The organism is Micromonospora chalcea (assembly GCF_028768405.1).
Lineage (GTDB): Bacteria > Actinomycetota > Actinomycetes > Mycobacteriales > Micromonosporaceae > Micromonospora > Micromonospora chalcea.
In genome coordinates this window covers 5,949,592-5,973,882 of sequence record NZ_CP118233.1, presented here as the reverse complement: position 1 = coordinate 5,973,882, position 24,291 = coordinate 5,949,592, and the positions used below count along the sequence as shown (strand labels likewise).

The window sequence follows — 24,291 nt, the reverse complement described above, 5'->3', positions numbered from 1 at the left end:
GGCGACGCCGCCGATGATCTCTACCGACGCGCTCGCCACGCTGCGCAGCCTACGCGCCGCCCCGGTCGGGCAAGAATCATCTGCCGGAAGTTGTCATCAACGTGACACCCATACACGTCCGCTCCGGGCAGGCGCGGCGGTCCGGCCGGCGGGGACACCACCGGCCGGACCGTCGCCGGACCGTCAGGCCCAGAGCTGCCCCTCCAGCGACTCCTCGGCGTCGGCGAGCGTGCCGCCGTACGCGCCGGTCGACAGGTATTTCCAGCCGCCGTCGCAGACCACGAACGCCACGTCGGCGCGGCGGCCGTCGCGGACCGCCTCGTGCGCCACCGCGAGCGCGGCGTGCAGGATGGCGCCGGTGGAGAACCCGGCGAAGATGCCCTCCACCTCGACGAGCTGCCGGGTCCGCAGCACGGCGTCCCGGGTGCCCACGGAGAAGCGGCGGGACAGCACACCCGCGTCGTACAGCTCGGGCACGTAGCCCTCGTCGATGTTGCGCAGACCGTAGACCAGCTCGCCGTACCGCGGCTCGGCCGCCACGATCTGGATCCCGTCGACCTTCTCCCGCAGGAAGCGGCCGGTGCCCATGAGCGTGCCGGTGGTGCCCAGCCCGGCCACGAAGTGGGTGATGCCCGGCAGGTCCTGCAGCAGCTCCGGTCCGGTCGTCTCGTAGTGCGCCCGGGCGTTCGCCTCGTTGCCGTACTGGTAGAGCATCACCCAGTCCGGGTGCTCGGCGGAGATCTGCTTCGCGGTCGCGACGGCCTGGTTCGAACCACCGGCGGCCGGCGAGAAGATGATCTCCGCGCCGTACATCCGGAGCAGCTGCACCCGCTCGGTGGAGACGTTCTCCGGCATCACGCAGACCAGCCGGTAGCCCCGCAGCTTCGCCACCATGGCCAGCGAGATGCCGGTGTTGCCGCTGGTCGGCTCCAGGATCGTGTCACCGGGACGGAGCCGGCCGGCCTCCTCGGCCGCGCGCACCATGTACAGCGCCGCGCGGTCCTTGATGCTGCCGGTCGGGTTCCGGTCCTCCAGCTTGGCCCAGAGCCGCACCGGCGGCGCCCCGGCGGGAACCGTCGGCGAGAGCCGGGGCAACCCGACCAGCGGGGTGCCACCGCACGCGTCGAGCAGGCTGTCGTACCGCGCCATCGCGGGCCCCCTCAGCGGGCGGCGCGCGTGGAGACCGCGTGCGAGGCGATCGCCGCGGCGGCCGCGAAGCCGAACGCGCCACCGGCCACGGCCGGCAGGATGGTCACGCTGTCGCCGTCGTTGAGCTTGGCGTCGAGCGCGCCCAGGAAACGGACGTCCTCGTCGTTGACGTAGACGTTGACGAACCGGTGCAGCACGCCCGCGTCGGTGACCAGGCGGGCCTTCAGGCCGCCGTGCCGCGAATCCAGGTCGGCGATCAGGTCGGCGAGCGTGTCGCCGCTGCCCTCGACGACCTTCGCGCCGCCGGTGTAGCTGCGCAGGATGGTGGGGATGCGAACCTCGATGGCCATGATGTCTCGTGCTCCTCGTTCGGGATGGTGCCAGGTGACGGGAAAAGGAAGGTGCCGGCGCTGAAGATCAGCGGTCGGAACACTCGTAGTCGACCGTCGCCGGGCTCTGCCCGAACATGTAGGACTGGACGGCGTTCGGGTCCACGGCGGCATCCACGATCTTCACCGGTTCCTCGGTGATCACGCCGTCGACGATCCGGAAGGAGCGGATCTCCTCGGTGTCGGGCTCGCGGGTCGAGACGAGCAGGTAGTGCGCGCCCGGCTCGCCGGCGAAGGAGACGTCCGTGCGGGACGGGTAGGCCTCGGTCGCGGTGTGCGAGTGGTAGATCACCACCGGCTCCTCGTCGCGGTCGTCCATCTCCCGCCACACCCGCAACTGCTCCATCGAGTCGAACTCGTAGAAGGTCATGGAGCGGGCCGCGTTGTCCATCGGGATGTGCCGGGTCGGGGTGTCGCTGCCGACGGGGCCGGCGACCACGCCGCACGCCTCGTCCGGGTGGTCCCGACGCGCGTGGGCGACGATCGCGTCGATGATCGACCGGTCGATGCTCAGCACGCCACCAGCCTAGCCCCTGGCCGGGCCGGGCGGCGAGGTGGCAACCGTCACCACTCAGTCGATGAGCGCGTTGAGCAGGGACTCCTGCAGATAACCGAGGTAGGCGTAGACCGACAGTTGGAACACCCGGGACGAACCGGGGTCCTCGGCGACCGCGTCGTCGAGCTCCTCACCCAGGTCGGTGCCGTCCTTGATCTCCAGGCGTACGCCCATCGCCAGCCGGGCGTCGTTGAGCGCGCGCAGCCACGCCTCGGCCGCCTCCGCGTCGAGTCGCACCTCGCCGCCGGAGTCGCCGTCGGGCAGGGCGGCGAGGATCGCGCCCGCCTGGTCGATCTTCCCGGTCTTCAGATCGCCCTCGGTGTAGCGGCGGAACTCGGCGGTGCCGGCGTCGTCGTCCGGGTAGACGTCGGGGAAGAGCCGGCCGACCACCGGGTCACCGTGGTCGAAGCCGTCGGTCAGCAGCCCGACCACCTCGGCGGCGACCTTGCGCAGCACCCGGACCTCGTCGACGGCGAACGTCGCCACGTAGTGGTCGCCCCGGCGGCGGAACATGCTCATGACCTCTCCACCGTCGCCCAGAGACCGTACGCGTGCAGCTGCGCCGCGTCGTGCTCCATCCGTTCCCGGGCGCCGGTGGACACCACGGCCTTGCCCTTGTGGTGCACGTCCAGCATGAGCCGCTCCGCCTTCTCCCGGCTGTATCCGAAGAGCTTCTGGAACACCCAGGTCACATACGTCATCAGGTTGACCGGATCGTCCCAGACGATGGTCACCCACGGCCGGTCGGAGACCGGCACCTCTTCGGTGTCCGGCGTCTCGACCGGCGCAACCTGTGGAGCCGCCATGCCCCCCATCGTGCCACCGGATCCGGGGAACCGATGAACCGGAACACCGCGGCGGCCGTCGTCACCCGCCCGGGCCGCGTACGCGAGCCCGGGTCGCGGTGTGCCCGCGCCGTGGTCAGGCAAGCAGGATGCCGTGGTCGACAGCATCGGCGAGCACCCCGGTCAGCGAGAGACGGATCACCTCGAAGCGGCGGGACACCTCGCGGGACAGTTCGAGTTCGACCTCGCGCAGCGCGCGCTGGGCCCAGGACCGGGCGGCGTTCGGGTCGTTGTTGTCGGTCGCCCGCCAGTGCTGCCAGCAGCCGCCGTTGAGGGCGACGCCCACGGGCGGGAGCATCTCGTCCCGCTGCCCGCCGGGCAGCCCGGCCAGGGCGTCGAGAGCGCCTTCGCCGGTCAGCGCGGCGACCCCGGCCGTGCTGGTGACCAGGAGGACCCGGTCCAGCTCCCGGCCGTCCGGATGGTCGGCCAGGCTACAGCGCACCGCGTGCGCGATCCGCCCGCGTACGCCCTCTGCCAGCGGCGCGCCGAAGACCCGGGCGGCGGCGGCGTCGACGAGACCGCGGACGGCCTCGTCGCACTGCGCGGTGGCGAGCAGCGACAGCGCCTCCAGTTCGCGGTCGAGCATCTGTGGCAGGCCGACGCAGCCGACCCCGAAGACGATCTCCTGCACCACCCGCAGGTGGATGTTCGCCAACTCCAGGGCGAGGTGCTGACGGATCCGGCGGGCGCAGGCTCGTGACCCCCTGTCGATCCGGTCGGCCAGCTCGCCGGGCTCGACGCCGGCCAGCACCGGCACCCGGCCGTGCGCGCCGGGCGGCACCGGCGGGCTTGCGCTGCCGCGGCGCAGTCCCTCGTCGGCGGCCCAGCCGACCAGGGCACGCCGCAGGTGCGGCAGCTCGGCCCGGCGGGCCGGGAACCACCGGGCCGGGGTGAGCGCCGGCACCGCGGCCAGCAGCGCCGCGCGGTGCGCCTCGATGGAGACCGACACCGGGTCGAGCCGGCGGGCGGACGGACCGGTGGCCTCCGCCGCCGGGCCGTCGGCCGACGCGGTCCAGCCGGTCGTGCCGGGGGTGACGGCGAAGAACACCTCGACCCGGGCGCGCGCCATCTCGGCGAGCAGGTGCAGCTCGGCCGCGCTGAACGCCTGGTCGGCGGAGATCACGAAGAGCAGCGCGCCGGCCCGGCCGACGGCGTCGCGCAGCACCCGGCCGCCGGCCACGCCGAGCGTGCCGGTGTCCGGCGTGTCGACCACGGCGAAGTGCCGCAGCAGCGGGTCGGGCAGGCTCAGCTCGACCCGGCGTGGCGGCCGGGCCAGCGCCGGGCCGGTCGCCATCGGGTCGGCGCCGTAGGCGTGCGGCTGGCGGTAGCCCGGGACGTACGCGGCGCGGGTCGCCTTCTCGGCGTGCTGGACCAGCAGGTTGCTTCCCGCGGGCACGGCGAGCGTCGCGGAGTCGATCCCGAGCAGGCCGGCGATCACCTCGCGCCGGCCGGCGCCGGCCGGGCCGGCGACGACCACGGCCATCGGATCGTCCGGTCCGGGCGTGGCCGCCCCGAGCCGGGTCGGCAGCGGGGCGCACCCGGGCGGGCCGGCCTGACGGCGCGGGTCGGGCACGTCGACCGAGGGGAGTGGACCCGGCGTCATCAGGTGGCCTCCCGGTCAGGCGACCGGGGTGCCGGTCGCGGCTTTTCCCTGGTTGCAGGGGCTGTCGGAAGAGTACGGCTGTCGGCCATCCGACAACGAACACCTCCGATACTCATGGGTAACGGCCAGATTACTCAACTTCACTGCGTAACGGCCCGCACGCGGACGGAACACGGTCGATATGCTGCTCCGATGAGTAGGTGGGAGTTCGTCGGCCGTAGGGATGAACTCAACCGTCTGTTGTCGACGATCGGCCGACCCGGAGGGCGCGGGTTGCTCTTCAGCGGCGACGCCGGAGTCGGCAAGAGCCGGCTGCTGCGCGAGGGCGTCTCCGAGCTCTCCCCCGAGCGGTACGCGATCTGGTCCATCGCGGCCAGCGCCACCACCGCCGCGCTCCCCTTCGGCGGGCTCGTCCAGGTGCTGCCCGCCACCCAGCCGCAGGGGCTCTCCCCCGCCGGAATCCTGCGCTGGGCCGTCGACGTGCTGCAGGAACAGGCCGCCGGCCGGCCCATCGTCCTCGCCATCGACGACGCGCACCTGCTCGACCCACCCTCGGCCGCGCTTGTGCACCTGGTCGCCCGCTCCGAGAACGCCACAGTCATCGGGACGCTGCGCAACGGCGAGCAGATCCCGCTGCCGATCCGCGCGCTCTGGACCGACGACCTGGTCGAACTGGTCGAACTGGGCCCGCTCGGCCGCAGCGAGACCACCGGTCTGCTCGCCGCCATCCTGGGTGGACCGGTCGACGCCGGCTCCTCCGACCGGCTCTTCCAGCTCTGCGCCGGCAACCCGCTGCTGCTGCGCGAGCTGGTCCTGGCCGCCGACGACGAGCTGCGCCGCACGTACGGGATCTGGACCTGGACCGGGCGGCTGGAGCTGGCGCCCAGCCTCACCGACCTGATCGACACCCGGATCGGGCAGCTCACCCCCGGCGTCCGGGCGGTGGTCGAGCTGGTCGCCTTCGGCGAGCCGCTGGGCCTGCAACTGCTGGAACGGGCGGTCGACCCGGCGGACGTGGAGACGGCCGAGGAGCGCGGGCTCATCACCCTGATCCACGACGACCGGCGGCTCAACGTCCGCCTGGCGCACCCGCTCTACGGCGAGGTGATGCGCCGGCACTGCCCGGTCAGCCGCACCCGCCGGCTCCAGGCCACCCTCGCCGGGCTGCTGGAGCAGGTCGGCACGCGCCGCCGCGACGACCTGCTGCGGGTCGCGGTGTGGCGGCTCGACTCGGGCACGGCGCAGGACGTCGCCCTGCTGCTCGACGCGGCGGTCCAGGCGTTCGGCCGGTACGACGTGCCGCTGGCCACCCGGCTGGCCCGCGCCGCGCTGGAGGCCGGCGGCGGCACCGACGCGGCCGAGCTGCTGGCCACCATCCTGATGTTCGGCGACCGGCCGGACGAGGCGATCAGCGTGCTCGACCAGGTCGCCGGGGAGATCCACGACGACCGCCGGCGCAGCCGGTGGCTGACGGTCCGGGGCATGGTCAGCTACTGGGGACTCAACCGGGAGTCCACGGTGGAGGAGATCGCCGCGCGCGGCGAGGAGCTGCGCGACCCCGCCGACCGGACTCGCGTACGCGCGTTCGAGGCCATCATGCGACTGCACCGGCTCGACGTCGACGTCGCGGTACGGCTGGCCCAGGAGGTGCTCGACCGCCCGGCCGCCCCGATGGCCGCCCGGGAGCTGGCCCGCTGCACGCTGGCCCACCTCCAGGCCGCGCAGGGGCAGTATCAGCGCAGCGCCACCGCGATCGCCCGGGTCCAGGCCGAGGCGGCGTGCTGGCGGGCCGACATGCCCTACCTCCAGCTCGCCATGGAGCTGGCCCGGGGCACCCGGCTGACGCTCTCCGGCGACCTGCCCGGCATCGACGCGATAGTCGCCGACGAGTTCGCCGACCTGGCCGGGGCCGGTGACTTCCGGCTCGGCACCGGCTACCTGGCCATCCTCCAGGCGTACGCGGCGCGGCTGCGCGGGCGCGGCGACGAGGCGCTGCGGACCAGCCTGGAGGCGTGCGCGGTGCTCGCCACCAGCCGCGTGTACGCCGGGCTGGCGCACGCCGAGCGCGCCCAGGCCGCCGCGCTGCGCGGGGACGTGACGCACGCGGCCGACGCGATGGCCGAGGCGGACCGGACGCACGCACCCGGCATGGCCGTGCTCTATCCCTGGCTGGAGCAGGCCCGGGGCGCGGTCCAGGCCGCGACGGGTGACCTGCCGGCGGCCACCAAGCACCTGTGCGCGCTCGCCGACCGGCTGCGCGAGGACGGCCTGGCCGGGCACGAGCTGCTCGTCCTGCTCGACCTGGTCCGGTTCGACCAGGCCGCCGCGCCGGTCGGCCCGACCTGCACCGACGGCGGCCGGCGCACCGTGGCGCAACGCCTGGCCGAGCTCTCCGAGAAGGTCGACGGCGTGCTGCCGCCGCTCGTCGCCCGGTTCGGCCGGGCCGCCGCCGACGGCGCCCCGGACGCCCTGCTGGCCGTCGCCGACGGTTTCGCCGACCGCGAGCTGACCGTGTACGCCGCCGAGGCGACCGCCATGGCGCTGCACCGGACGCGGAACGCCCGCGCCGGCGCCACCGGGCCGGTCCGGGAACGCCTCGCCGACCTGCTGCGCCGCTGCGACGAGATCTCCACCCCGGCGCTGCGGCGGCTCCGCCCGACGCTCAGCGACCGGGAGTGGGAGGTCGCCCGCCTGGCCGCCGACGGGGTGACCAGCCGGGCCATCGCGGAGCGGCTGTTCCTGTCCACGCGAACGGTGGAGAACCACCTCCAGCGCGTCTACAGCAAGCTCGGCGTCGCCGGGCGCGGCGAGTTGCGGGCCGCGCTGCGGTCGATGCCGGGGCACGACGGCACGGAGCCGGACTGAACTCTAGGCTGGAGCGGTGAGCACCCTTCGCCCCGCGCTGCTGACCGACCACTACGAGCTGACCATGGTCAGCGCCGCGCTGCGTGACGGCACGGCCGACCGGAGCTGCGTCTTCGAGGTGTTCAGCCGGCGGCTGCCGGCCGGGCGCCGGTACGGGGTGGTCGCCGGCACCGGCCGGTTGATCGAGATGATCCGCGACTTCCGGTTCGACCCGGCCGAGATCGACTTCCTGCGCCGTACCGGTGTGGTGGACGACCGGGCCGCGCAGTGGCTGGCCGACTACCGCTTCACCGGCGACATCGACGGCTACGCCGAGGGCGAGCTGTTCTTCCCCGGCTCCCCGATCCTCACCGTGTCCGGCACGTTCGCCGAGTGCGTGGTGCTGGAGACGCTCGTGCTGTCGGTGCTCAACCACGACTGCGCGGTCGCCGCCGCCGCGGCCCGGATGGTCACCGCCGCACGGGGGCGGGCGCTGATCGAGATGGGCTCCCGCCGCGCGCACGAGGAGGCTGCCGTCGCCGCGGCGCGGGCCGCGTACCTGGCCGGGTTCCGGTTCACCTCCAACCTGGCCGCCGGGCAGCGCTACGGCATCCCCACCGCGGGCACCGCCGCGCACGCCTTCACACTGCTGCACGACGACGAGCGGGCCGCGTTCGCGTCCCAGGTCGCCACGCTGGGCAAGGACACCACGCTGCTGGTCGACACGTACGACATCGCCCAGGGCATCCGCAACGCGATCGCGGTGGCCGGGCCGGAGCTGCGGGCGGTCCGGATCGACTCCGGCGACCTCGCGGTGATCGCCCAGCAGTCCCGCGAGCTGCTCGACTCGCTCGGCGCCACCGAGACGAAGATCATCGTCTCCGGTGACCTCGACGAGTACGCGATCGCCGCGCTCGCCGCCGAACCGGTGGACATGTACGGCGCCGGCACCGCCGTGGTGACCGGCTCCGGCGCGCCCACCGCCGGACTGGTCTACAAGCTGGTCGAGGTGGAGGGGCGGCCGGTGGTCAAACGCTCCGAGCACAAGGCCACCATCGGCGGCCGGAAGGTCGCGGTCCGCCGGCACAAGCCGACCGGGACCGCCACCGAGGAGGTCATCGTCCCGCAGGGCGTGCCGGACCGGCAGCCCAACGACCGGTTGCTCCAGCGCTCGTACGTGGTGTCGGGCGAGCCGGAGACACTGCCCACGCTGGAGGAGTCGCGGGACCACCTGCGCCAGTGCCTGATCTCCATCCCGTGGGAGGGGCTCAAGCTCTCCGCCGGCGACCCGGCCGTCCCCGTCACCGTCGTACCCGCGAGCTGAGGAGGAACCCGATGGCGAACGCCCTGATCATCGTGGACGTGCAGAACGACTTCTGCGAGGGCGGCTCCCTCGCGGTCGGCGGCGGGGCGGGAGTGGCCGCCGGGATCTCCCGGCTGCTCGCCGCCGAGCCGGACCGGTGGGACCACGTGGTCGCGACGAAGGACTACCACATCGACCCGGGCGCGCACTTCGGCGACCCGCCGGACTACGTCGACTCCTGGCCCCGGCACTGCGTGGTCGGCACCTCCGGCTCCGAGTTCCACCCCGAGCTGGCGACCGACCGGGTGGAGGCGATCTTCCACAAGGGCGAGCACGCGGCCGCGTACTCCGGTTTCGAAGGCCATGCGCCCGACGGCGAGTGCCTGGCCGACTGGCTGCGCCGGCACGACGTGGACCGGGTCGACGTGGTCGGCATCGCCACCGACCACTGCGTGCGCGCGACCGCGCTGGACGCCGCCCGGGAGGGCTTCCGGACCACTGTGCTGCTCGACCTGACCGCCGCCGTCGCGCCGGACACGCTCGACGTGGCGCTGCGGGCCCTCGACGGCGCCGGGGTGACAATGGTGGGCGAGCCTGTGATCGCCACCGCTTGACCCGGTAATCGCTTGCGGGTGTCGTACCCCGGCCCCAGGATGACGCCGGAGGTACGGACCGTCGTGAACCTGAAGCCTTACCGGGAGGCGCTCGCCCTACCCGGTGTCCGATCGTTGCTGCTGGTGTCGGTGCTGGCCCGCGTGCCGCTCACCGCCACCGGGGTGACGCTCACCTTCTACGTGGTGCTCGACCTGGGCCGCGGCTACGGCGCCGCCGGCCTGGTCGGCGCCGCGTCGACCATCGGCGCGGCGGTCGGCGCCCCGCTGCTCGGGCGGCTCATCGACCGCCGGGGACTGCGGCCGGTGCTGGTGCTCACCACCGTCGCCGAGGCGCTGTTCTGGTCCGCCGCGCCCACACTGCCGTACCCGGTGCTGCTGCCGGCCGCGTTCCTCGCCGGGCTGCTCGCGCTGCCGATCTTCTCGATGATCCGCCAGTCGATCGCCGCGCTCGTGCCGGTGGAGAAGCGCCGCCCCGCGTACGCGCTGGACTCGATGGCGATGGAGTTGTCGTTCATGGTCGGCCCGGCGCTCGCCGTCGCCCTGGCCACCGCCGTCACGCCGCGCCTGACGCTGTGGGCGGTCGGCGCCGGGATCGTCGGCTCCGGCATCTGCTTCTGGCTGCTCAACCCGCCGGTGCGGGCCGCCGACGAGCAGACCGGGCCGCAGCGCCCGGTGCACCGCCGCGAGTGGCTCACCCCGCGCCTGCTCGCCGTGCTGGCGGTCAGCCTCGCCGCCACCCTCGTGCTCGGCGGCACCGACGTCGCAGTGGTCGCCGTGCTCCGCTCCGGCGGCGAGGTCGGCTGGACCGGCGTCGTGCTCGCCGCCTGGGCGGTCGCCTCGCTGGTGGGTGGCTTCGCGTACGGCGCGGTACGCCGCTCGTTCTCCCCGCTGGCGCTGGTGGCGGTGCTGAGCCTCGCCACCATCCCGGTCGGGCTGGGCGGATCGCACTGGTGGCTGCTCTGTCTCGCGCTGATCCCGGCCGGTGCGCTCTGCGCGCCCACCCTCGCGTCCACCTCCGACGCGGTCAGCCGGCTGGCCCCGCCCTCCGTACGCGGTGTGGCGATGGGGCTGCACGGCTCCGCCGTGACGGTGGGCATCGCGCTCGGCGCGCCGCTGGCCGGCGCGGTGATCGACGCCTCCGCGCCCGCGTGGGGCTTCGCGGTCACCGGCGCGATCGGGGCGCTGGTGGCGCTGGTGGTGCTCCCGATCGAGCTGCGCCACCGCCGCACCCCGATCCCGGACCCCGACCTGGCCCTAGCCTCCCGCTAATCCCCTCGGCCGGCGGGATCAGGAGTTCGTGTCTCCCGCGAGGCGGAGGGCGAGGCCAGTACGGGGAAGTGGCTGGATCCACGCGCCCTGGACACCGCCACTTCCCCGAACTGGTGCCGCGGGGCAGGCGGGCGGGGACGGGAAAGGGCGGAAAGGGCGGGCGCCGCACCCCCGTTGGGGAGTGCGGCGCCCGGCTCGACGTGACGGCGCGAAACTCAGCGCTGGTCGAGGTTGCCTGCGGTGTCCTCCTGGTAGCTGGCGCCACCGTTGACCTCGCTGGTCAGCGGCTTCGCACCACCCTCGGGCGGTCCGGCCAGGCTCTGCCCGGCGGCCAGCTCGGGGAACTTCGCGTCGAAGGCCGGCCGCTCGGAGCGGATGCGCGGCATGCGGTCGAAGTTGCGCAGCGGCGGCGGGGAGCTGGTGGCCCACTCGAGCGAGTTGCCGTAGCCCCACGGGTCGTCGACCTCGACGACCGGGCCGGTCTTGTACGACTTCCAGCAGTTCCAGATGAACGGCAGCGTCGAGATACCGGTGATGAACGCGCCGATCGTGGAGATCGTGTTCAGCGTGGTGAAGCCGTCGATGGCCTGGTAGTCGGCGTACCGGCGCGGCATGCCCTCGTTGCCCAGCCAGTGCTGCACCAGGAACGTGGTGTGGAAGCCGATCATGGTGAGCCAGAAGTGGATCTTACCGAGGCGCTCGTCGAGCATCCGGCCGAACATCTTCGGGAACCAGAAGTAGATGCCGGCGAAGACGGCGAACACGATGGTGCCGAAGAGCACGTAGTGGAAGTGCGCCACCACGAAGTACGAGTCGTGCAGGTGGAAGTCGAGCGGCGGGCTGGCCAGCAGCACACCGGTGAGACCACCGAAGAGGAAGGTCACCAGGAAGCCGATCGAGAACAGCATCGGCGTCTCGAAGGTGATCTGGCCCCGCCACATGGTGCCGATCCAGTTGAAGAACTTCATACCGGTGGGCACCGCGATCAGGTAGCTCAGGAAGCTGAAGAACGGCAGCAGCACCTGGCCGGTGGCGAACATGTGGTGCGCCCAGACGCTCATCGACAGCGCGGCGATGGCGATGGTGGCGGCCACCAGGCCCTTGTAGCCGAAGATCGGCTTCCGGGAGAACACCGGGATGATCTCGCTGATGATGCCGAAGAACGGCAGCGCGATGATGTACACCTCGGGGTGACCGAAGAACCAGAACAGGTGCTGCCACAGCATCGGCCCGCCGGTCGCCGGGTCGTACACGTGGGCGCCCATCAGGCGGTCCGCGGCGAGCGCGAACAGCGCGGCGGCCAGCAGCGGGAAGACCAGGATCGCCAGCAGGCTGGTGACCAGCATGTTCCAGGTGAAGATCGGCATCCGGAACATGGTCATGCCGGGCGCGCGCAGGGTCAGGATCGTGGTGATCAGGTTGACCGCGCCGAGGATCGTGCCCAGACCGGAGATGGCCAGGCCGACGACCCACATGTTCGCGCCGACGCCCGGGGCGTGGTCGGCGGTGCTCAGCGGCGTGTACGCGGTCCAGCCGAAGTCGGCCGCGCCGCCCGGGGCAATGAAGCCCGCGGTGGCGAGCGTGCCGCCGAACAGGTAGAGCCAGTACGCGAAGGCGTTGAGCCGCGGGAACGACACGTCCGGCGCGCCGATCTGCAGCGGCACCACGTAGTTCGCGAAGGCGAACACGATCGGCGTCGCGAAGAACAGCAGCATGATCGTGCCGTGCATCGTGAAGAGCTGGTTGTACTGCTCGGGCGACAGGAACTGCAGGCCCGGCCGCGCCAGTTCGGCACGCATGATCAGGGCCATCAGGCCACCGATCATGAAGAACACGAACGCGGTGACCATGTACATGATCCCGATCTGCTTCGCGTCCGTGGTGCGCAACAGCCGCGCGAGGGCCGACCCCTTGACCGGCTCCCGGACCGGCCAGGGCCGGGTCACGACCGGCTTGGGTGCGACGGTGGTCACGAGTGGCCTCCGGTTCTGGTTGTCCCGCTCGGCGCGCTGGTCATCGGCGCAGCCGTCATCCGCAAGGAGGATAGTCCCCGGTAGGTGGCCCCGCCGCGTGGGGTGGGCGGCTACGATCTCCGGCCGCCTAGAGCGGGCCGGTCAGGAGCCGGTAGTGCTCCCGGAAGATCCGTCCGCCGCGTCCGCGCAGCAACGGGTCGCGCAGCGCCGGCGGCACGTCGCGGGTGCGGTTGCGGTCCCGGGTCCGGTCCCGCACCCAGCGGGTACGCGGGCGGCGGCGACTCTCGTACGCCAGCAGCGCGGCGTCGACGCTGCCGGCGGCGCGCAGCGACTCGGCGAGCACGACGGCGTCCTCCAGCGCCATGGCCGCGCCCTGGGAGAGCGTCGGCGCGGTGGCGTGAGCGGCGTCACCGACGAGCAGCACCCGGCCGTGGAACCACCGCCCCAGCTCGACCTCCTCGGTGCGCTCGACGCACACCGTCTCCAGCGCGTCCAGCACCTCCGGGACGGGGCCGCCGTAGGAGCCGAACAGCTCGCGCAGCCGGGCGAGCGGGTCGGCGGGCAGGTCGGTGCCGGCCTCGTCGGCGTAGCAGTAGAGCCGCCCGGCGCCGAGCGGCACCACCAGGAACCCGGCCCGCTGGCCGAGCAGGGCGGTCCAGTCGGCGATCCGCGGGCCGCCGCGCACGAGGGCCCGGTAGACCACGTGACCGGCGGGGCGGGGCGGCCCGCCGAGCGCGGCGAGCGTGCGTACCGCCGAGCGTGGGCCGTCCGCGCCGACGACCAGGTCGTACTCCGCGCTGGTGCCGTCGGTGAAGCCGACCGCCACGCCTCCGGGCAGCGGGTCGACGGTACTGACCTCGGCGCCGTGGCGGACCGCGCCGCCGGCGCCGGTGAGCAGCACCCGGTGCAGCTCGGCCCGGGGCAGCGCCCGGCATTCCCCCACTCCGGTCCAGAGCGCGTCGAGGTCGACCTCGCACAGCGGCGCACCGGCGGCGTCGAGGAAGCGCTGCCGGTGGATCACCTGACCGAGCGGGCGCAGCGGGCCGTCGAGGTCGAGCCGGCGCATCGCCCGGGCCGCGTTGCCCGGCAGGTAGAGGCCGGTGTCTGTCGACTCCGCGGGTGGCAGCCGCTCGGTGACGTCGGGCCGGAATCCCGCCAGGCGAAGCGCCCGGGCGACGGCGAGTCCGGCGATGCCCGCGCCGACGACGAGGACGCGCAGGGGTGAACCACCCATGGTGGGTTACGCCTCCGGAGGGGAACGGCACGCGTTGGAGGCAAGACATTACTCGCCGCAACCAGGCGGCGGAAGTGCCCGCTCGCCCTGGCACGGACCGCCGGTCGGCGGCACACCCCGTCCCACCGGCAGGAATCCCGCCTCCATCTGGGGGAAGGGGTCGGCCGCGGCACTCGGTCGCACCGCCGGCCGTACGCGGAGCGTTAACGAGCCCGGCGCATTTGCGCAATGATTTGAGACATGTAAATGTATTCCCTGCACCGTGGGAGCGCTCCCGTCCGTAGCACCGACCGAACCGGCGCCGTCCCCGCGCCGAGCCAAGGAGCATCATGAAGCGTCCACTCAGGGCTCTCGCCGCAGCCGGCCTGCTGGCCGCCGGCACCATCGTCGCCGTCGCGCTCGGCGGCACCGCCTCCGCCGACACGCAGATCTGCGAGCAGTACGGCTCGACCACCATCGGCGGCAAGTACGTGGTGCAGAACAACCGCTGGGGCACCAGCGCCCAGCAGTGCATCAACGTCACCTCGACCGGCTTCTCGATCACCCGGGCGGACGGCTCCGCGCCGACAAACGGGGCGCCGGTCGCCTACCCGTCGATCTTCGTGGGCTGCCACTACACCAACTGCTCGCCCGGCACGAACCTGCCGGTGCAGGTGAAGAACATCAGCAGCGCACCGTCCAGCATCAGCTACAACTACGTCAGCGGCGCGATCTTCAACGCCTCGTACGACATCTGGCTCGACCCGTCGCCGAAGCGGGACGGCGTGAACCAGATGGAGATCATGATCTGGCTCAACCGGCAGGGCTCGATCCAGCCCATCGGCTCCCCGGTCGGCACCGCCAACATCGCGGGCCGGACCTGGGAGGTGTGGCGCGGCAGCAACGGCTCGAACAACGTCATCTCGTACCTGTCGCCGTCGGCCATCCCCAGCTTCAGCTTCGACGCGCTGGCGTTCATCAACGACACCCGCAACCGGGGCGCGATCACGAACGACTGGTACCTGACCAGCATCCAGGCCGGCTTCGAGCCGTGGCAGGGCGGCGTCGGGCTGGCGGTCAACTCGTTCTCGCAGAACGTCAACACCGGCGGCTCCAACCCGCCGCCGACCACGTCGGCGCCGACCACGCCCCCGCCCTCGGGCGGCGCGTCCTGCACCGTCACCTACAAGGCGGCGAACGTGTGGAACAACGGCTTCACCGCCGAGGTGACGGTCAAGAACACCGGCTCCGGCACGATCAACGGCTGGACCCTCAACTACAACCTGCCCTCCGGGCAGACCGTCACCAACGCGTGGAACGCCACCGTCAGCCAGAGCGGCTCCGCGGTGACCGCCCGCGACGCCGGCTACAACGGCACGCTGTCGCCCGGCGCGTCGACCACCTTCGGCTACCAGGCGACGCTCAACGGCAGCTACTCGGCACCGAGCAGCTTCACGCTCAACGGCTCCACCTGCGCCCGGGGCTGACCACCGCACACGGGAGGGGGCGCGGTCCGTCGCGGACCGCGCCCCCTCCCCCCGGGTACGCCTCAGCCGGCGAGCGCGTCGATGTCGCGCATCTCCTCGGCGGTGAGCGAGAACCCGAACACGTCGACGTTGGCCCGGATCCGCTCCGGCGTGACCGACTTCGGGATGACCACGATCTCGTGGTCGATGTGCCAGCGCAGCACCACCTGGGCCGGCGACACGTCGTGCGCCTGGGCGATGCGGACCAGCACCGGGTCGGACAGGTCGCTGGTCTTGAACGGGCTGTACCCCTCCAGCGCCACGCCCCGGTCCCGGTGGGCGGCGTGCGTGTGCCGCTCGTACAGCGAGGGGCTCCAGCGGATCTGGTTGACCGCCGGGGTCTCCTCGGTGGCCTGGATCAGCTCGTCGATCTGCCCGATCGAGTAGTTGCTCACCCCGACCGTGCGCGCCATGTTCTCGTCCCGCGCGGCGAGCATCTCCCGCCACACCGGGATGCTGTCGCCGGGCGCGGACGGCGGCCAGTGCACCAGCCACAGGTCCACGTAGTCGGTGTCCAGGGCGGCCAGGCTCGCCTCGATGGTCTCCCGCTCCCGGCCCACCCGGTCCGGCGGCAGCTTGGTGGTGATGAAGACGTCCTCGCGGCGCAGCCCGCTCTCCTTGACCGCCCGCCCGACCTCCTTCTCGTTGCCGTACATGGTGGCCGTGTCGATGTGCCGGTAGCCGGCGTCGAGCGCGGCGAGCACGGCCTGGAAGCCGGCCTCGCCGGTGGCCTGCCACGTCCCGAAGCCGAGCAGCGGGATCCGGACGTCACCGGCGAGCGGAAGGGTGGGCTGGTCGCTGTCCATGTCCCCCGTTCTACCCCGGTTCGCCGCACACACACCGGCATCCCGGCGCGCACGGCGCGTCTGGGGGAGGATGCGGGGATGGCGGACCGGCTGGACGAGTACCGGCGCAAACGGGACGCCGCGCGTACCCCGGAACCGGTGCCCGAGCGGGTGCCCGGCCGGAAGCGGTCCGCGCGGCGCGCGCCCCGCTTCGTCATCCAGCAGCACCACGCCCGGAGCCTGCACTGGGACCTGCGGCTGGAGCACGACGGCGTGCTCGCCTCCTGGGCGGTGCCGCGCGGCCTGCCCCGCGACCCGGGCCGCAACCACCTCGCCGTGCACACCGAGGACCACCCGATGGAGTACCTGACGTTCCACGGGGAGATTCCCGCCGGGGAGTACGGCGGCGGCCGGATGACAGTGCACGACACCGGCACCTACCGGGCCGAGAAGTGGCGCGACGACGAGGTGATCGTGGTGCTCGACGGCGAGCGCACGAAGGGGCGGTACGTGCTGTTCGCCACCGGCGGGCGGGGCCGGGACTGGATGATCAGGCGCACCGACCCGGCGCCGGAGGGCTGGACGCCGATGCCCGACCTGGTCCGCCCGATGCGGCCCGCCGAGGGTGGGCGGCTGCCGCGCGACGCCGACGCCTGGGGGTACGAGCTGCGCTGGGCGGGCGTGCGCGCGATGGCGTACGTCTCGGGCGGCCGGCTGCGGCTGCTCGACGGCGACGACAACGAGGTCACCGGGTCGTACCCCTGGCTGCGGGCGATGGCCGAGGCGCTGGCCCCGGCCGAGGCGGTGCTGGACGGCGTGCTGGTCCGGATCGACCCGGCCGGGCGGGTCCGGCCGCCGACCCGGCGCGACGGGCAGTTCCTCGCCGTCGACCTGCTCTGGCTGGAGGGCGTGCCGAGCTTCGACGTGCCGTACGCGCAACGCCGTGACCTGCTCGACGGTCTGGCGCTCGCCGGTCCGCACTGGCAGACTCCGCCGTGGTTCCCGGGAGTCGGTGCGGACGCCCTGCGGGCCGCCCGTGAGCAGGGGCTCCCGGGAGTGGTGGCGAAACGCCTCGACTCCCCGTACGAGCCGGGCCGGCGCAGCCGGCACTGGCTGAGCATCGACGCGAGCTGAGGACCACCGTGCACCTGACGCACCTGGAGTGCCCGCGCTGCGGTCGTGACCATCCGGCCGACGTGTTGCAGAACCTGTGCGGCTGCGGCTCGCCGCTGCTGGCCCGCTACGACCTCGCCGAGGTGGCCGCCACCGTGGCCCCGGAGCAGTTCGGGCTGCGCCCGGCCGACCTGTGGCGCTACCGGGAGCTGCTGCCGGTGGCCGATCCCCGGTGCGTCACCACGCTCGGCGAGGGCTGGACGCCGATGTGGCGTGCGCCCGCGTACGGCCACGAGATCGGCATCGCGGATCTGCTCGTCAAGGACGAGGGGCTGACCCCGACCGGGTCGTTCAAGGCGCGGGGCGCGTCGGTGGGCGTGAGCCGGGCCCGGGAACTGGGCGTGGAGCGGATCGCCATGCCCACGAACGGCAACGCCGGGGCGGCCTGGGCCACGTACGCGGCGCGGGCCGGGATGGGCGCGACGATCGCCATGCCGCTGGCCGCGCCGACCATCTGCCGGGAGGAGTGCCTCGCCGCCGGCGCGGATCTGCGGCTGATCGACGGCCTGATCAACGACGCCGGCCGGGACATCGCCGAGCTGATCGCCGGGTCGGACGGCGGGATCTTCGACGCGGGCACGCTGCGCGAGCCGTACCGCCTCGAAGGCAAGAAGACCATGGGGTACGAGATCGTCGAGCAGCTCGGCTGGCAGGTGCCCGACGTGATCGTCTACCCGACCGGCGGGGGCGTCGGGCTGATCGGCATCCACAAGGCGCTGCACGAGCTGCGCGAGCTGGGCTGGGTCGAGGACCGGCTGCCCCGGCTGGTAGCGGTGCAGTCCACCGGATGCGCGCCGATCGTGCGGGCGTTCGCGGCCGGCGAGGACCGCGTCACCCCGTGGGAGGACGCGCGCACCGTCGCGTTCGGCATCACCGTGCCCGCCCCGCTCGGCGACGAGCTGATCCTGTCCGCGCTGCGGGAGAGCGCCGGCACCGCGATCGCCGTGGACGACGCGGAGATCCTCACCGACCTGCGCGACTTCGCCGCCCGCGAGGGGCTGCTGCTCTGCCCGGAGGGCGCGGCCTGCCTGACCGCCGCCCGGCACCTGCGGGCCGGTGGCTGGATCCGCCCCGGCGAGCGCGTGGTGGTGCTGAACACCGGCGCCGGCCTGAAATACCCCGGCCTGGTGCAAGGAGGGGCCCCTTCTTAACGTCTCCGGTATAGCAGGGGCCCCCGCTTAACACGTGCGCACCGGGCGTCAGGACGTCGGCGGCTCGTCCTCGCCGGCCTCCTCGGCGGCGTCCGCCTCCTCCTTCGTCTTGTGCACCGCGCCGTCGGCGTGCTCCGGCGGGCCGTAGACGGTGTAGAGCACCAGCGGGTTCGGCCCGGTGTTGACGAAGTTGTGCTTCGTGCCGGCCGGGACGACCACGAGGTCGCCGGAGACGACCTCCTTCTTCTCGCCGGCCACCCGGGCCTCGCCGGTGCCGCTGACGAACGTGAGGATCTGGTCGATGCCCTCGTGGACCTCCTCGCCGATCTCGCCGCCCGGCGGAATGGTCATGATGACCAGCTGGGTGTGCTCCCCGGTCCAGAGCACGCGGCGGAAGTCGGGACTCTTCTCGGCGACTGTCGCGATAGTGAAATGCTCCATGGCCCGCTCATACCCCGATCACGCGCCCGCCACGCCGGGAGTCGCAGATGGTGGAATTCCCCACGCCGATCCGGTTTGGATCCCCGGAGAAGGGGCATGTGCTGCCGACAAGACCGGTGCGGGACGGGCCGGTCGAGCCAAGTCCCCGCTGGCGTACCGCCTGTACGGCTGCGGCGGTGGGAGACGGCCGGAGCGCGGCGACGTTACGACCGGAGGTCGTGCGGCGCCGTGCGCTCGTCTGCGCGTCCGGTCAGGCCAGCACGGCCAGGTGGAACGGACGGTCCACGTGCCCGCTCGTGCCGTGCGTCTCGACGAACACGGCGTTCGCGATACCCGAGCGCGGCGCCACGGTGATGACACCCTGCGGGACCAGCCCGTTCGCCGTCGCGGGGCCCACCGATCCGACGTACGCCGCTCCGGCCACGTCCTGGTCGAACGCGACCTGGTACATCCCGGCGGCGAGCCGGGTGGCCGAGGTGGCGCCGAGGCCGCGGACGAGTTTTCCGTCGGCGTCGACCACGGCGAACAGCATCCGTGCGGTGGCCGGCAGCCCGACCGGCGAACACGAGTTGATCTCGGTGTCGGCGCGTGCGGCCTCCCGCATGCTCGGGATCGGCTGGCCGGTGGTTTCCCTCCTACCTCTGCGGCTGGGCATGGTGATCCTCTCTCCCGCCGGTACGCCGGCCGGAGGCGTTCGTGCGCGTTCGGGCGATCGTCGGCGGTCACCCTCGATGATTCCGACGCTATGTCGGCGCACCGCCCGGCAACCAGCCGGAGAAGTGTCCGATCATTGACAGCCAACGGCTCTGACCTGCGAAAACGTTCACGACGTGACGCAGAGCGATCGGCTGGCTACATTTAAGTATGGTGCAGTCGCCCCGAGGCCCGGTCTACCGCCCGGTGCTGGCCGCGCGGCGCGGTGAGCTGGAGGCGCTGTCCCATCTCGACGGAGCCTCCACCCCGCTGCTCGCACCGGTTCTCGACGTCGCGGCGGACACACCGTCCATCAAGGACTCGCTGGCTCGGTTGCCGGACGGGCTGCTGCCCGCCGTCGACGTGTCGGCGCTTCCGGACACCCCGGAACACGATCCGGTCCGTTGGGGCGTACCGCTGGCGCCTGTCATCGGCCTGACGGACAGCGACCGGCGGCTGGCCGCGCACGGCGCGGCGGCACGGGCCTGGGCGCACCACGCGGTCGTCCGGTTGCGCACCGGCCCGGACCGAAGCGGGCCGGACGCCGCGACGGCCGCCGCGGAGCGGGTGTGGCGGCTGACCGGCCTGATGCCGGAGCAGTGCGACCTGCTGCTCGACGCGGAGGACGTGTGCTGCACCGCGGACGTCCGGCTGGCCGAGCCACGGGTGCGGCGCGCGGCGGAATGGGCCCGGCGGCACGCCTGGCGCTCGGTGACGGTGGCGGCCGGCGGGATGCCGCCGGCCCTGTCCCGGCTTCCGGTGGACGAGCCGGTCCGGCTGGACCGGTACGACTGGTCGCTCTGGCAACGCCTGGCCGACCTGGACCTCGGGTACGGCGACTACGGCGTGAGCTGCGCGGTACGCGGCGCGGACGAGCCGGTCGACCGGGTTCCCACGCTGCGCTGGGCAACCGACGACGCGTGGTGGGTCTACCGCTGGTCGCGGCGCGGCGGGCGGGGCGACGAGCGCTTCGCCGACCTGTGCCGCACGATGACCGCCGCCGCGCACTGGCCGGCAGCCGGGGCCGGCTTCTCCTGGGGCGACCACGAGATCGTCCGGCGGGCCCGGCGCGGCGCGGGCGCAGGCTCCCCGGCCAACTGGATCGCGTGGAGCACCTCCCACCACCTGGCGCAGGTGCTGGCCGCACTGATCCGACCGGAACGGGACCAGCGCGGCCGGGCGTGGTGGGCCGACCCGGACGTCCCGGAACGGGGACGTACCGGCCGCTCGCCGCGCGGCGGGGAGTCCCGCCGCGCCGGCTGACTCACTCCTTCTCGGTGAACCCGAACTGCACCACGCCCTCGTCGTCGACGACCGCGTCCACCGAGGTGTCGTTCAGCAGTTCGGCGGCGTCGGAGTCGAGGAAGATGCGCGCCCCCTCGGTGTCCACCACCTGGTCGCCCCGCACCGGCTCCGGCACCAGTTCGATGGAGAGCGAACCGGCCTCGGTGTCGGCGGCGATGCGCAGCCCACCGGCGTCGGCCACGTCCTGCTGGGCGGCGAGGTCACGGATCACCAGGACGGCGTTGTCGGTCATGGTCAGCATCGCTGAACTCCTCATGGCTGGATGTCGGGATTCGCGCGGGCGACAAGGCCCACGTACAGGTCTTTTCCCTCCCTCGGCCCGGCGAATCCCTAGGCTGGGGGCAGAGACGGCGCGGTGCGCGCCACGCCTCCTGGCGATAACCTTTCACACCGGAGTCTTTCCCGCAGGAAATCTCCATGGCAGCATCGGCACATGCATCGTCGCCTATTCCCCCGGGCGCTCGCGGTGCTGGTGCTGGTCGCCACCGCGGCCACCGCCGGCGCCACCACCGCCACTGCCGAAGCGCCCACCCCCGCGCAGACCCGGCTGCACGCCACCATCGACGCCGTCCTCGCCGACAGCCGGCTCGACGGCGCGCAGGCGGGCGTGGTCGTCGTCGACACCACCACCGGCCGCACGCTGTACGACCGCAACGGGACGCGACGGCTCATCCCGGCCTCCAACACCAAGCTGTTCACCTCCGCGGCGGCGATGGAACTGCTCGGACCGGGCCACCGGTTCACCACCGACGTGAGCGCCGACGGGCCGCGCCACGCCGGCATGCTCTCCGGCGACCTCTACCTGCGCGGCGGAGGCGACCCCACCATCCTCGCCGCCGACTACGACCGGCTCGCCGCGCAGGTCGCCGCGACCGGCGTACGGGTCGTCGCGGGCAACCTGGTCGCCGACGACACCCGGTACGACCGCGACCGGCTCGGCCCGGACTGGACCTGGGACGACGAGCCCTACTACTACGCCGCCCAGGTGTCCGCGCTCACCGTGGCCCCGGACACCGACTACGACGCCGGCACGGTGATCGTCCACGCCGCGCCGGGAACGCGGGCGGGCGCCCGACCGAAGATCACCATGACTCCGGACAACGGCTGGCTGCGCATCGAGAACCGGGCCGAGACGGTGACCGAGGGCGAGACCACCATCTCGTTCGAACGCGAGCACGGCGGCAACACAGTGGTGGTCACCGGCCAGATCGCGCTCGGCCAGGCCACCGAGAGCGACTGGGTGACGGTCTGGGAACCAACCGGGTACGCGGCCGACGTGTTCCGGTCCGCGCTGCGCCGCCACGGCGTACGGGTGCTCGGGCGGACCGTGCTCGGCGCCGCCACCCCGGACACGGCCAAGCCGCTGGCCCGGCACGACTCGATGCCGCTGACCGACCTCATGGTGCCGTTCCTCAAGCTCTCCAACAACGGCCACGCCGAAGTGCTCACCAAGGAACTCGGCCGGCAGCTCTCCGGCTCCGGCACCTGGGCCGCCGGGCTCTCCGCGATCAGCGGGTACGTGGGCGACACCGGGGTGGACACCGGCACGCTGCGCCAACGTGACGGCTCCGGCCTGTCCCGGCGCAACCTCGTCCCGCCGGGACAGTTCGTCACGCTGCTCTCGGCGGTCCGCGCCGAACCGTGGTTCGACACCTGGTACGCCGCGCTGCCGGTGGCCGGCAACCCGAACCGGCTCGTCGGCGGGACGCTGCGCAGCCGGATGAGCGGCACCGCCGCCGCGAACAACGTGCACGCCAAGACCGGCAGCCTGACCGGCGCGTCAGCGCTCTCCGGCTACGTCACGAGTGCGGACGGCCGGCTGCTGGCGTTCTCGATCGTGCTGAACAACTACCTGACCTCGTCGGTGAAGGGGCTGGAGGATCAGATCGCGATCGCCCTGGCCGCGTACACCGAGAGGGAGACGGCCACTGCCCGGCGTACCGTGCCGGCCGCGCCGGAGTCACCGCGCGTACCGGAGGGACGGGAGTGCTCCTGGGTCAAACCGGCGCTCTGCTGACCGGCGCCGTACCGCCCCGGTGCTAGGCGCCGGGGCGGCGCGGCTGCGGGCCGGCGGCGGGGTCACCCCCCTCGACGAGCGCGTCGATCTCGGCCGGTGGGAGCCCGCGCAGGGTGAGCACCCGGCGACCCCACCGGTGCAGCCGGCACGGGTGGGGGCTGGCGTCGTTGCGGCAGATGGTCCCGCCCGACCACGTCCGCGGCGCGTGCACCACCACCGCGCGCACCGCGAACTGGACGTCCTCGACCGTCACGTACGGCGGCATCGGGATCTCGCGCAGCACGTCACCGTCGGCGCGGGAGCGGGCGGGGACGACGGGAGCAGGGCCGGTCATCGGTCGTGCCTCCACAGGGGATGGTCGGACGGGAACAACGGAAACCTACGACGCCGTGCCGGGTACGCGACGGACAAACTGTCCCCGCTCAGCGCAGCGCCACCGCCTGGAGGCTGACGTTGCCGCAGTCGCCGAGCGACTCCTCCACCGTCCAGTTCAGCAGCAGCCGCGCGCCACGCTGGGCGCGGAACTTGATCGTGAACTCGGTGGTGAGCGCGGTGTGCGGGTCCTCCATCCGGAGCGTGGTCACCGGTCCGCCGGTGGAGACACGCACGTCGAGACGGCCACGGGCCATCCAGAGCCCGGCGTACAGACGCACCGTGCGCTGCTGCCCGTCGGCGGCCACCGCCAGGTTGAACCCGCTGCCCCGGTGGCAGGCGTACACGCCGGACATGGTGCCGCTCGCCGACGCGACCGGGTTGCCGTCGCGCCAGGCGTACGCCTCGGGGTTGTTGCTGAAGCTCTGCCGCCGCCCCCGGCCGCCCTCGTCGCGGATCTCGCCGGAGCCGCCCCGCTTGCGGACCGTCCGGTCGGCGCCGGTGAGCCCCCAGTGGACCCAGTCGGTGGTGCCCACGGCGGTGAGGTCGACGGTGGCGGGCACCTCGGCGCGGGTCACGGTGACTGTCGGCGGGAGCGCGCTCGTCGGCGACGGCGACGGCGACGGCGTGGACGGCGTCGGGCTCGGCGACGGTGGCCGCTGCCGGGGACGCAGTCCCGGATTGGCCACCGTGTCGTCGGCCTCGTTCGGCAGCCCGACCCGGCCGGGCGGCGCGGCCGGCAGCCGGGCGTGCTCCTCGCGTGGCGCGTCGTGCCGCTCGACGCCGAGGTAGAGCGCCAGTGCCGCCAGGCAGAGGAACGCGGCCAGCCCTTCCAGCATCAGCCGTCGTCGGCGGCGCAGCCGCCGCAGCGCGGAGCGGGTACGCGGAAGGCCGTGCCGATGCGAGCCGGGGCCGGTACGCGGACGGTCCTCCTGGCCCACCACACCCTCCACTTCGGTCACGACACCGCCGGATACGACTGGTGCGCAACGGGCTTCACGGTGTCACCGGACGGCTCTTTGCGCCATATGTCGAGTGACGGGCGTTTCCAGTTCGTTACCTGGCGGCCG

The 24,291-nt window shown here is 73.1% G+C and carries 23 protein-coding genes; 9 read left to right on the top strand and 14 right to left on the bottom strand.

Annotated elements, in window-relative coordinates:
* Positions 1-183 precede the first annotated feature (183 nt).
* The 6 genes from PVK74_RS27045 to PVK74_RS27020 form a co-directional block, all read right to left on the bottom strand.
* Positions 184-1,149, bottom strand: coding sequence for a PLP-dependent cysteine synthase family protein (locus tag PVK74_RS27045; RefSeq protein WP_043326204.1), 966 nt, complete (start codon positions 1,147-1,149; stop codon positions 184-186).
* An 11-nt stretch (positions 1,150-1,160) separates the two neighbouring features.
* A complete protein-coding gene (locus tag PVK74_RS27040; RefSeq protein WP_030501846.1) occupies positions 1,161-1,499 on the bottom strand; it encodes a MoaD family protein in 339 nt (112 codons plus the stop codon).
* Between the two features lie 67 nt (positions 1,500-1,566).
* Positions 1,567-2,055: a M67 family metallopeptidase gene (locus tag PVK74_RS27035; RefSeq protein ID WP_030501847.1), complete on the bottom strand. Its 489-nt coding sequence runs from the start codon at positions 2,053-2,055 to the stop codon at positions 1,567-1,569.
* A 54-nt stretch (positions 2,056-2,109) separates the two neighbouring features.
* Positions 2,110-2,613 carry a DUF2017 domain-containing protein gene (locus PVK74_RS27030; RefSeq protein ID WP_030501848.1) on the bottom strand — a complete coding sequence of 168 codons (504 nt, stop codon included), beginning with the start codon at positions 2,611-2,613 and terminating at the stop codon, positions 2,110-2,112.
* Entirely contained in the window at positions 2,610-2,900 is a 291-nt protein-coding gene (gene clpS, locus PVK74_RS27025) for an ATP-dependent Clp protease adapter ClpS (RefSeq protein WP_030501849.1), read from the bottom strand. The genes PVK74_RS27030 and clpS overlap by 4 nt, the downstream gene beginning before the upstream one ends.
* Before the next feature lie 115 nt (positions 2,901-3,015).
* Entirely contained in the window at positions 3,016-4,542 is a 1,527-nt protein-coding gene (locus PVK74_RS27020; RefSeq protein WP_069087528.1) for a P-loop NTPase family protein, read from the bottom strand.
* Positions 4,543-4,734: 192 nt separating this feature from the next.
* Between PVK74_RS27020 and PVK74_RS27015 the strand changes: the two genes are divergently transcribed.
* Genes PVK74_RS27015 through PVK74_RS27000 form a run of 4 tightly spaced genes read left to right on the top strand, consistent with a single transcriptional unit; the run spans position 4,735 to position 10,572 of the window.
* Complete coding sequence (locus PVK74_RS27015) at positions 4,735-7,407, top strand: LuxR C-terminal-related transcriptional regulator (protein ID WP_064446921.1); 2,673 nt, start codon at positions 4,735-4,737, stop codon at positions 7,405-7,407.
* Between the two features lie 16 nt (positions 7,408-7,423).
* A complete protein-coding gene (locus PVK74_RS27010; RefSeq protein ID WP_043326210.1) occupies positions 7,424-8,710 on the top strand; it encodes a nicotinate phosphoribosyltransferase in 1,287 nt (428 codons plus the stop codon).
* An 11-nt stretch (positions 8,711-8,721) separates the two neighbouring features.
* Positions 8,722-9,303: an isochorismatase family protein gene (locus PVK74_RS27005; protein WP_043326212.1), complete on the top strand. Its 582-nt coding sequence runs from the start codon at positions 8,722-8,724 to the stop codon at positions 9,301-9,303.
* 39 nt (positions 9,304-9,342) lie between these two features.
* On the top strand, positions 9,343-10,572 hold the full coding sequence (locus tag PVK74_RS27000) for an MFS transporter (RefSeq protein ID WP_274477518.1): 1,230 nt from the start codon (positions 9,343-9,345) through the stop codon (positions 10,570-10,572).
* Between the two features lie 215 nt (positions 10,573-10,787).
* Here the strand turns inward: PVK74_RS27000 and ctaD are convergent, their stop codons facing one another.
* Both ctaD and PVK74_RS26990 read right to left on the bottom strand, forming a co-directional pair.
* Complete coding sequence (gene ctaD / locus PVK74_RS26995; protein WP_043326216.1) at positions 10,788-12,545, bottom strand: aa3-type cytochrome oxidase subunit I; 1,758 nt, start codon at positions 12,543-12,545, stop codon at positions 10,788-10,790.
* A gap of 127 nt (positions 12,546-12,672) precedes the next feature.
* The gene (locus tag PVK74_RS26990) at positions 12,673-13,779 is read right to left on the bottom strand and encodes an FAD-dependent monooxygenase (RefSeq protein ID WP_043326218.1); all 1,107 of its coding nucleotides are present in this window, start codon (positions 13,777-13,779) and stop codon (positions 12,673-12,675) included.
* 329 nt (positions 13,780-14,108) lie between these two features.
* Here PVK74_RS26990 and PVK74_RS26985 point away from each other — a divergent pair, with 329 nt between their 5' ends.
* A complete protein-coding gene (locus tag PVK74_RS26985; protein WP_043326220.1) occupies positions 14,109-15,245 on the top strand; it encodes a glycoside hydrolase family 12 protein in 1,137 nt (378 codons plus the stop codon).
* 62 nt (positions 15,246-15,307) lie between these two features.
* Here PVK74_RS26985 and PVK74_RS26980 read toward each other — a convergent pair whose 3' ends face one another.
* On the bottom strand, positions 15,308-16,090 hold the full coding sequence (locus PVK74_RS26980; RefSeq protein ID WP_043326222.1) for an aldo/keto reductase: 783 nt from the start codon (positions 16,088-16,090) through the stop codon (positions 15,308-15,310).
* A gap of 78 nt (positions 16,091-16,168) precedes the next feature.
* Here PVK74_RS26980 and PVK74_RS26975 point away from each other — a divergent pair, with 78 nt between their 5' ends.
* Positions 16,169-17,203, top strand: a complete 1,035-nt coding sequence (locus PVK74_RS26975) for a DNA polymerase ligase N-terminal domain-containing protein (RefSeq protein WP_274477517.1) — start codon at positions 16,169-16,171, stop codon at positions 17,201-17,203.
* An 8-nt stretch (positions 17,204-17,211) separates the two neighbouring features.
* Positions 17,212-18,393 carry a threonine synthase gene (locus PVK74_RS26970; RefSeq protein ID WP_274477516.1) on the top strand — a complete coding sequence of 394 codons (1,182 nt, stop codon included), beginning with the start codon at positions 17,212-17,214 and terminating at the stop codon, positions 18,391-18,393.
* Positions 18,394-18,441: 48 nt separating this feature from the next.
* Here PVK74_RS26970 and PVK74_RS26965 read toward each other — a convergent pair whose 3' ends face one another.
* A complete protein-coding gene (locus tag PVK74_RS26965) occupies positions 18,442-18,834 on the bottom strand; it encodes a cupin domain-containing protein (RefSeq protein ID WP_013284343.1) in 393 nt (130 codons plus the stop codon).
* Between the two features lie 250 nt (positions 18,835-19,084).
* Positions 19,085-19,489, bottom strand: coding sequence for a hypothetical protein (locus PVK74_RS26960; RefSeq protein ID WP_043326228.1), 405 nt, complete (start codon positions 19,487-19,489; stop codon positions 19,085-19,087).
* Between the two features lie 209 nt (positions 19,490-19,698).
* On the opposite strand from PVK74_RS26960, the gene PVK74_RS26955 reads away from it, so the two are divergent.
* Positions 19,699-20,790: a beta family protein gene (locus tag PVK74_RS26955; RefSeq protein WP_274477515.1), complete on the top strand. Its 1,092-nt coding sequence runs from the start codon at positions 19,699-19,701 to the stop codon at positions 20,788-20,790.
* A 1-nt stretch (position 20,791) separates the two neighbouring features.
* Here the strand turns inward: PVK74_RS26955 and PVK74_RS26950 are convergent, their stop codons facing one another.
* The gene (locus PVK74_RS26950) at positions 20,792-21,073 is read right to left on the bottom strand and encodes an iron-sulfur cluster biosynthesis family protein (protein WP_030501863.1); all 282 of its coding nucleotides are present in this window, start codon (positions 21,071-21,073) and stop codon (positions 20,792-20,794) included.
* Between the two features lie 192 nt (positions 21,074-21,265).
* Between PVK74_RS26950 and dacB the strand changes: the two genes are divergently transcribed.
* Positions 21,266-22,849 (top strand): D-alanyl-D-alanine carboxypeptidase/D-alanyl-D-alanine endopeptidase, encoded by a 1,584-nt coding sequence (gene dacB / locus PVK74_RS26945; RefSeq protein WP_043326229.1) that lies wholly within the window; start codon positions 21,266-21,268, stop codon positions 22,847-22,849.
* A gap of 22 nt (positions 22,850-22,871) precedes the next feature.
* Here dacB and PVK74_RS26940 read toward each other — a convergent pair whose 3' ends face one another.
* The gene (locus PVK74_RS26940) at positions 22,872-23,183 is read right to left on the bottom strand and encodes a hypothetical protein (RefSeq protein WP_274477514.1); all 312 of its coding nucleotides are present in this window, start codon (positions 23,181-23,183) and stop codon (positions 22,872-22,874) included.
* An 88-nt stretch (positions 23,184-23,271) separates the two neighbouring features.
* Complete coding sequence (locus tag PVK74_RS26935; RefSeq protein ID WP_233607903.1) at positions 23,272-24,183, bottom strand: hypothetical protein; 912 nt, start codon at positions 24,181-24,183, stop codon at positions 23,272-23,274.
* Positions 24,184-24,291: the final 108 nt, after the last annotated feature.

What these genes read in the sequence shown, in the direction of transcription:
- PVK74_RS27045 (WP_043326204.1), bottom strand. Translation starts at nt 1,149, where the DNA reads ATGGCGCGGTACGACAGCCTGCTCGACGCGTGCGGTGGCACCCCGCTG.
- PVK74_RS27040 (WP_030501846.1), bottom strand. Translation starts at nt 1,499, where the DNA reads ATGGCCATCGAGGTTCGCATCCCCACCATCCTGCGCAGCTACACCGGC.
- PVK74_RS27030 (WP_030501848.1), bottom strand. Translation starts at nt 2,613, where the DNA reads ATGAGCATGTTCCGCCGCCGGGGCGACCACTACGTGGCGACGTTCGCC.
- clpS (WP_030501849.1), bottom strand. Translation starts at nt 2,900, where the DNA reads ATGGCGGCTCCACAGGTTGCGCCGGTCGAGACGCCGGACACCGAAGAG.
- PVK74_RS27020 (WP_069087528.1), bottom strand. Translation starts at nt 4,542, where the DNA reads ATGACGCCGGGTCCACTCCCCTCGGTCGACGTGCCCGACCCGCGCCGT.
- PVK74_RS27015 (WP_064446921.1), top strand. Translation starts at nt 4,735, where the DNA reads ATGAGTAGGTGGGAGTTCGTCGGCCGTAGGGATGAACTCAACCGTCTG.
- PVK74_RS27005 (WP_043326212.1), top strand. Translation starts at nt 8,722, where the DNA reads ATGGCGAACGCCCTGATCATCGTGGACGTGCAGAACGACTTCTGCGAG.
- PVK74_RS27000 (WP_274477518.1), top strand. Translation starts at nt 9,343, where the DNA reads ATGACGCCGGAGGTACGGACCGTCGTGAACCTGAAGCCTTACCGGGAG.
- PVK74_RS26990 (WP_043326218.1), bottom strand. Translation starts at nt 13,779, where the DNA reads ATGGGTGGTTCACCCCTGCGCGTCCTCGTCGTCGGCGCGGGCATCGCC.
- PVK74_RS26985 (WP_043326220.1), top strand. Translation starts at nt 14,109, where the DNA reads ATGAAGCGTCCACTCAGGGCTCTCGCCGCAGCCGGCCTGCTGGCCGCC.
- PVK74_RS26980 (WP_043326222.1), bottom strand. Translation starts at nt 16,090, where the DNA reads ATGGACAGCGACCAGCCCACCCTTCCGCTCGCCGGTGACGTCCGGATC.
- PVK74_RS26975 (WP_274477517.1), top strand. Translation starts at nt 16,169, where the DNA reads ATGGCGGACCGGCTGGACGAGTACCGGCGCAAACGGGACGCCGCGCGT.
- PVK74_RS26965 (WP_013284343.1), bottom strand. Translation starts at nt 18,834, where the DNA reads ATGGAGCATTTCACTATCGCGACAGTCGCCGAGAAGAGTCCCGACTTC.
- PVK74_RS26960 (WP_043326228.1), bottom strand. Translation starts at nt 19,489, where the DNA reads ATGCCCAGCCGCAGAGGTAGGAGGGAAACCACCGGCCAGCCGATCCCG.
- PVK74_RS26955 (WP_274477515.1), top strand. Translation starts at nt 19,699, where the DNA reads ATGGTGCAGTCGCCCCGAGGCCCGGTCTACCGCCCGGTGCTGGCCGCG.
- PVK74_RS26950 (WP_030501863.1), bottom strand. Translation starts at nt 21,073, where the DNA reads ATGCTGACCATGACCGACAACGCCGTCCTGGTGATCCGTGACCTCGCC.
- dacB (WP_043326229.1), top strand. Translation starts at nt 21,266, where the DNA reads ATGCATCGTCGCCTATTCCCCCGGGCGCTCGCGGTGCTGGTGCTGGTC.
- PVK74_RS26940 (WP_274477514.1), bottom strand. Translation starts at nt 23,183, where the DNA reads ATGACCGGCCCTGCTCCCGTCGTCCCCGCCCGCTCCCGCGCCGACGGT.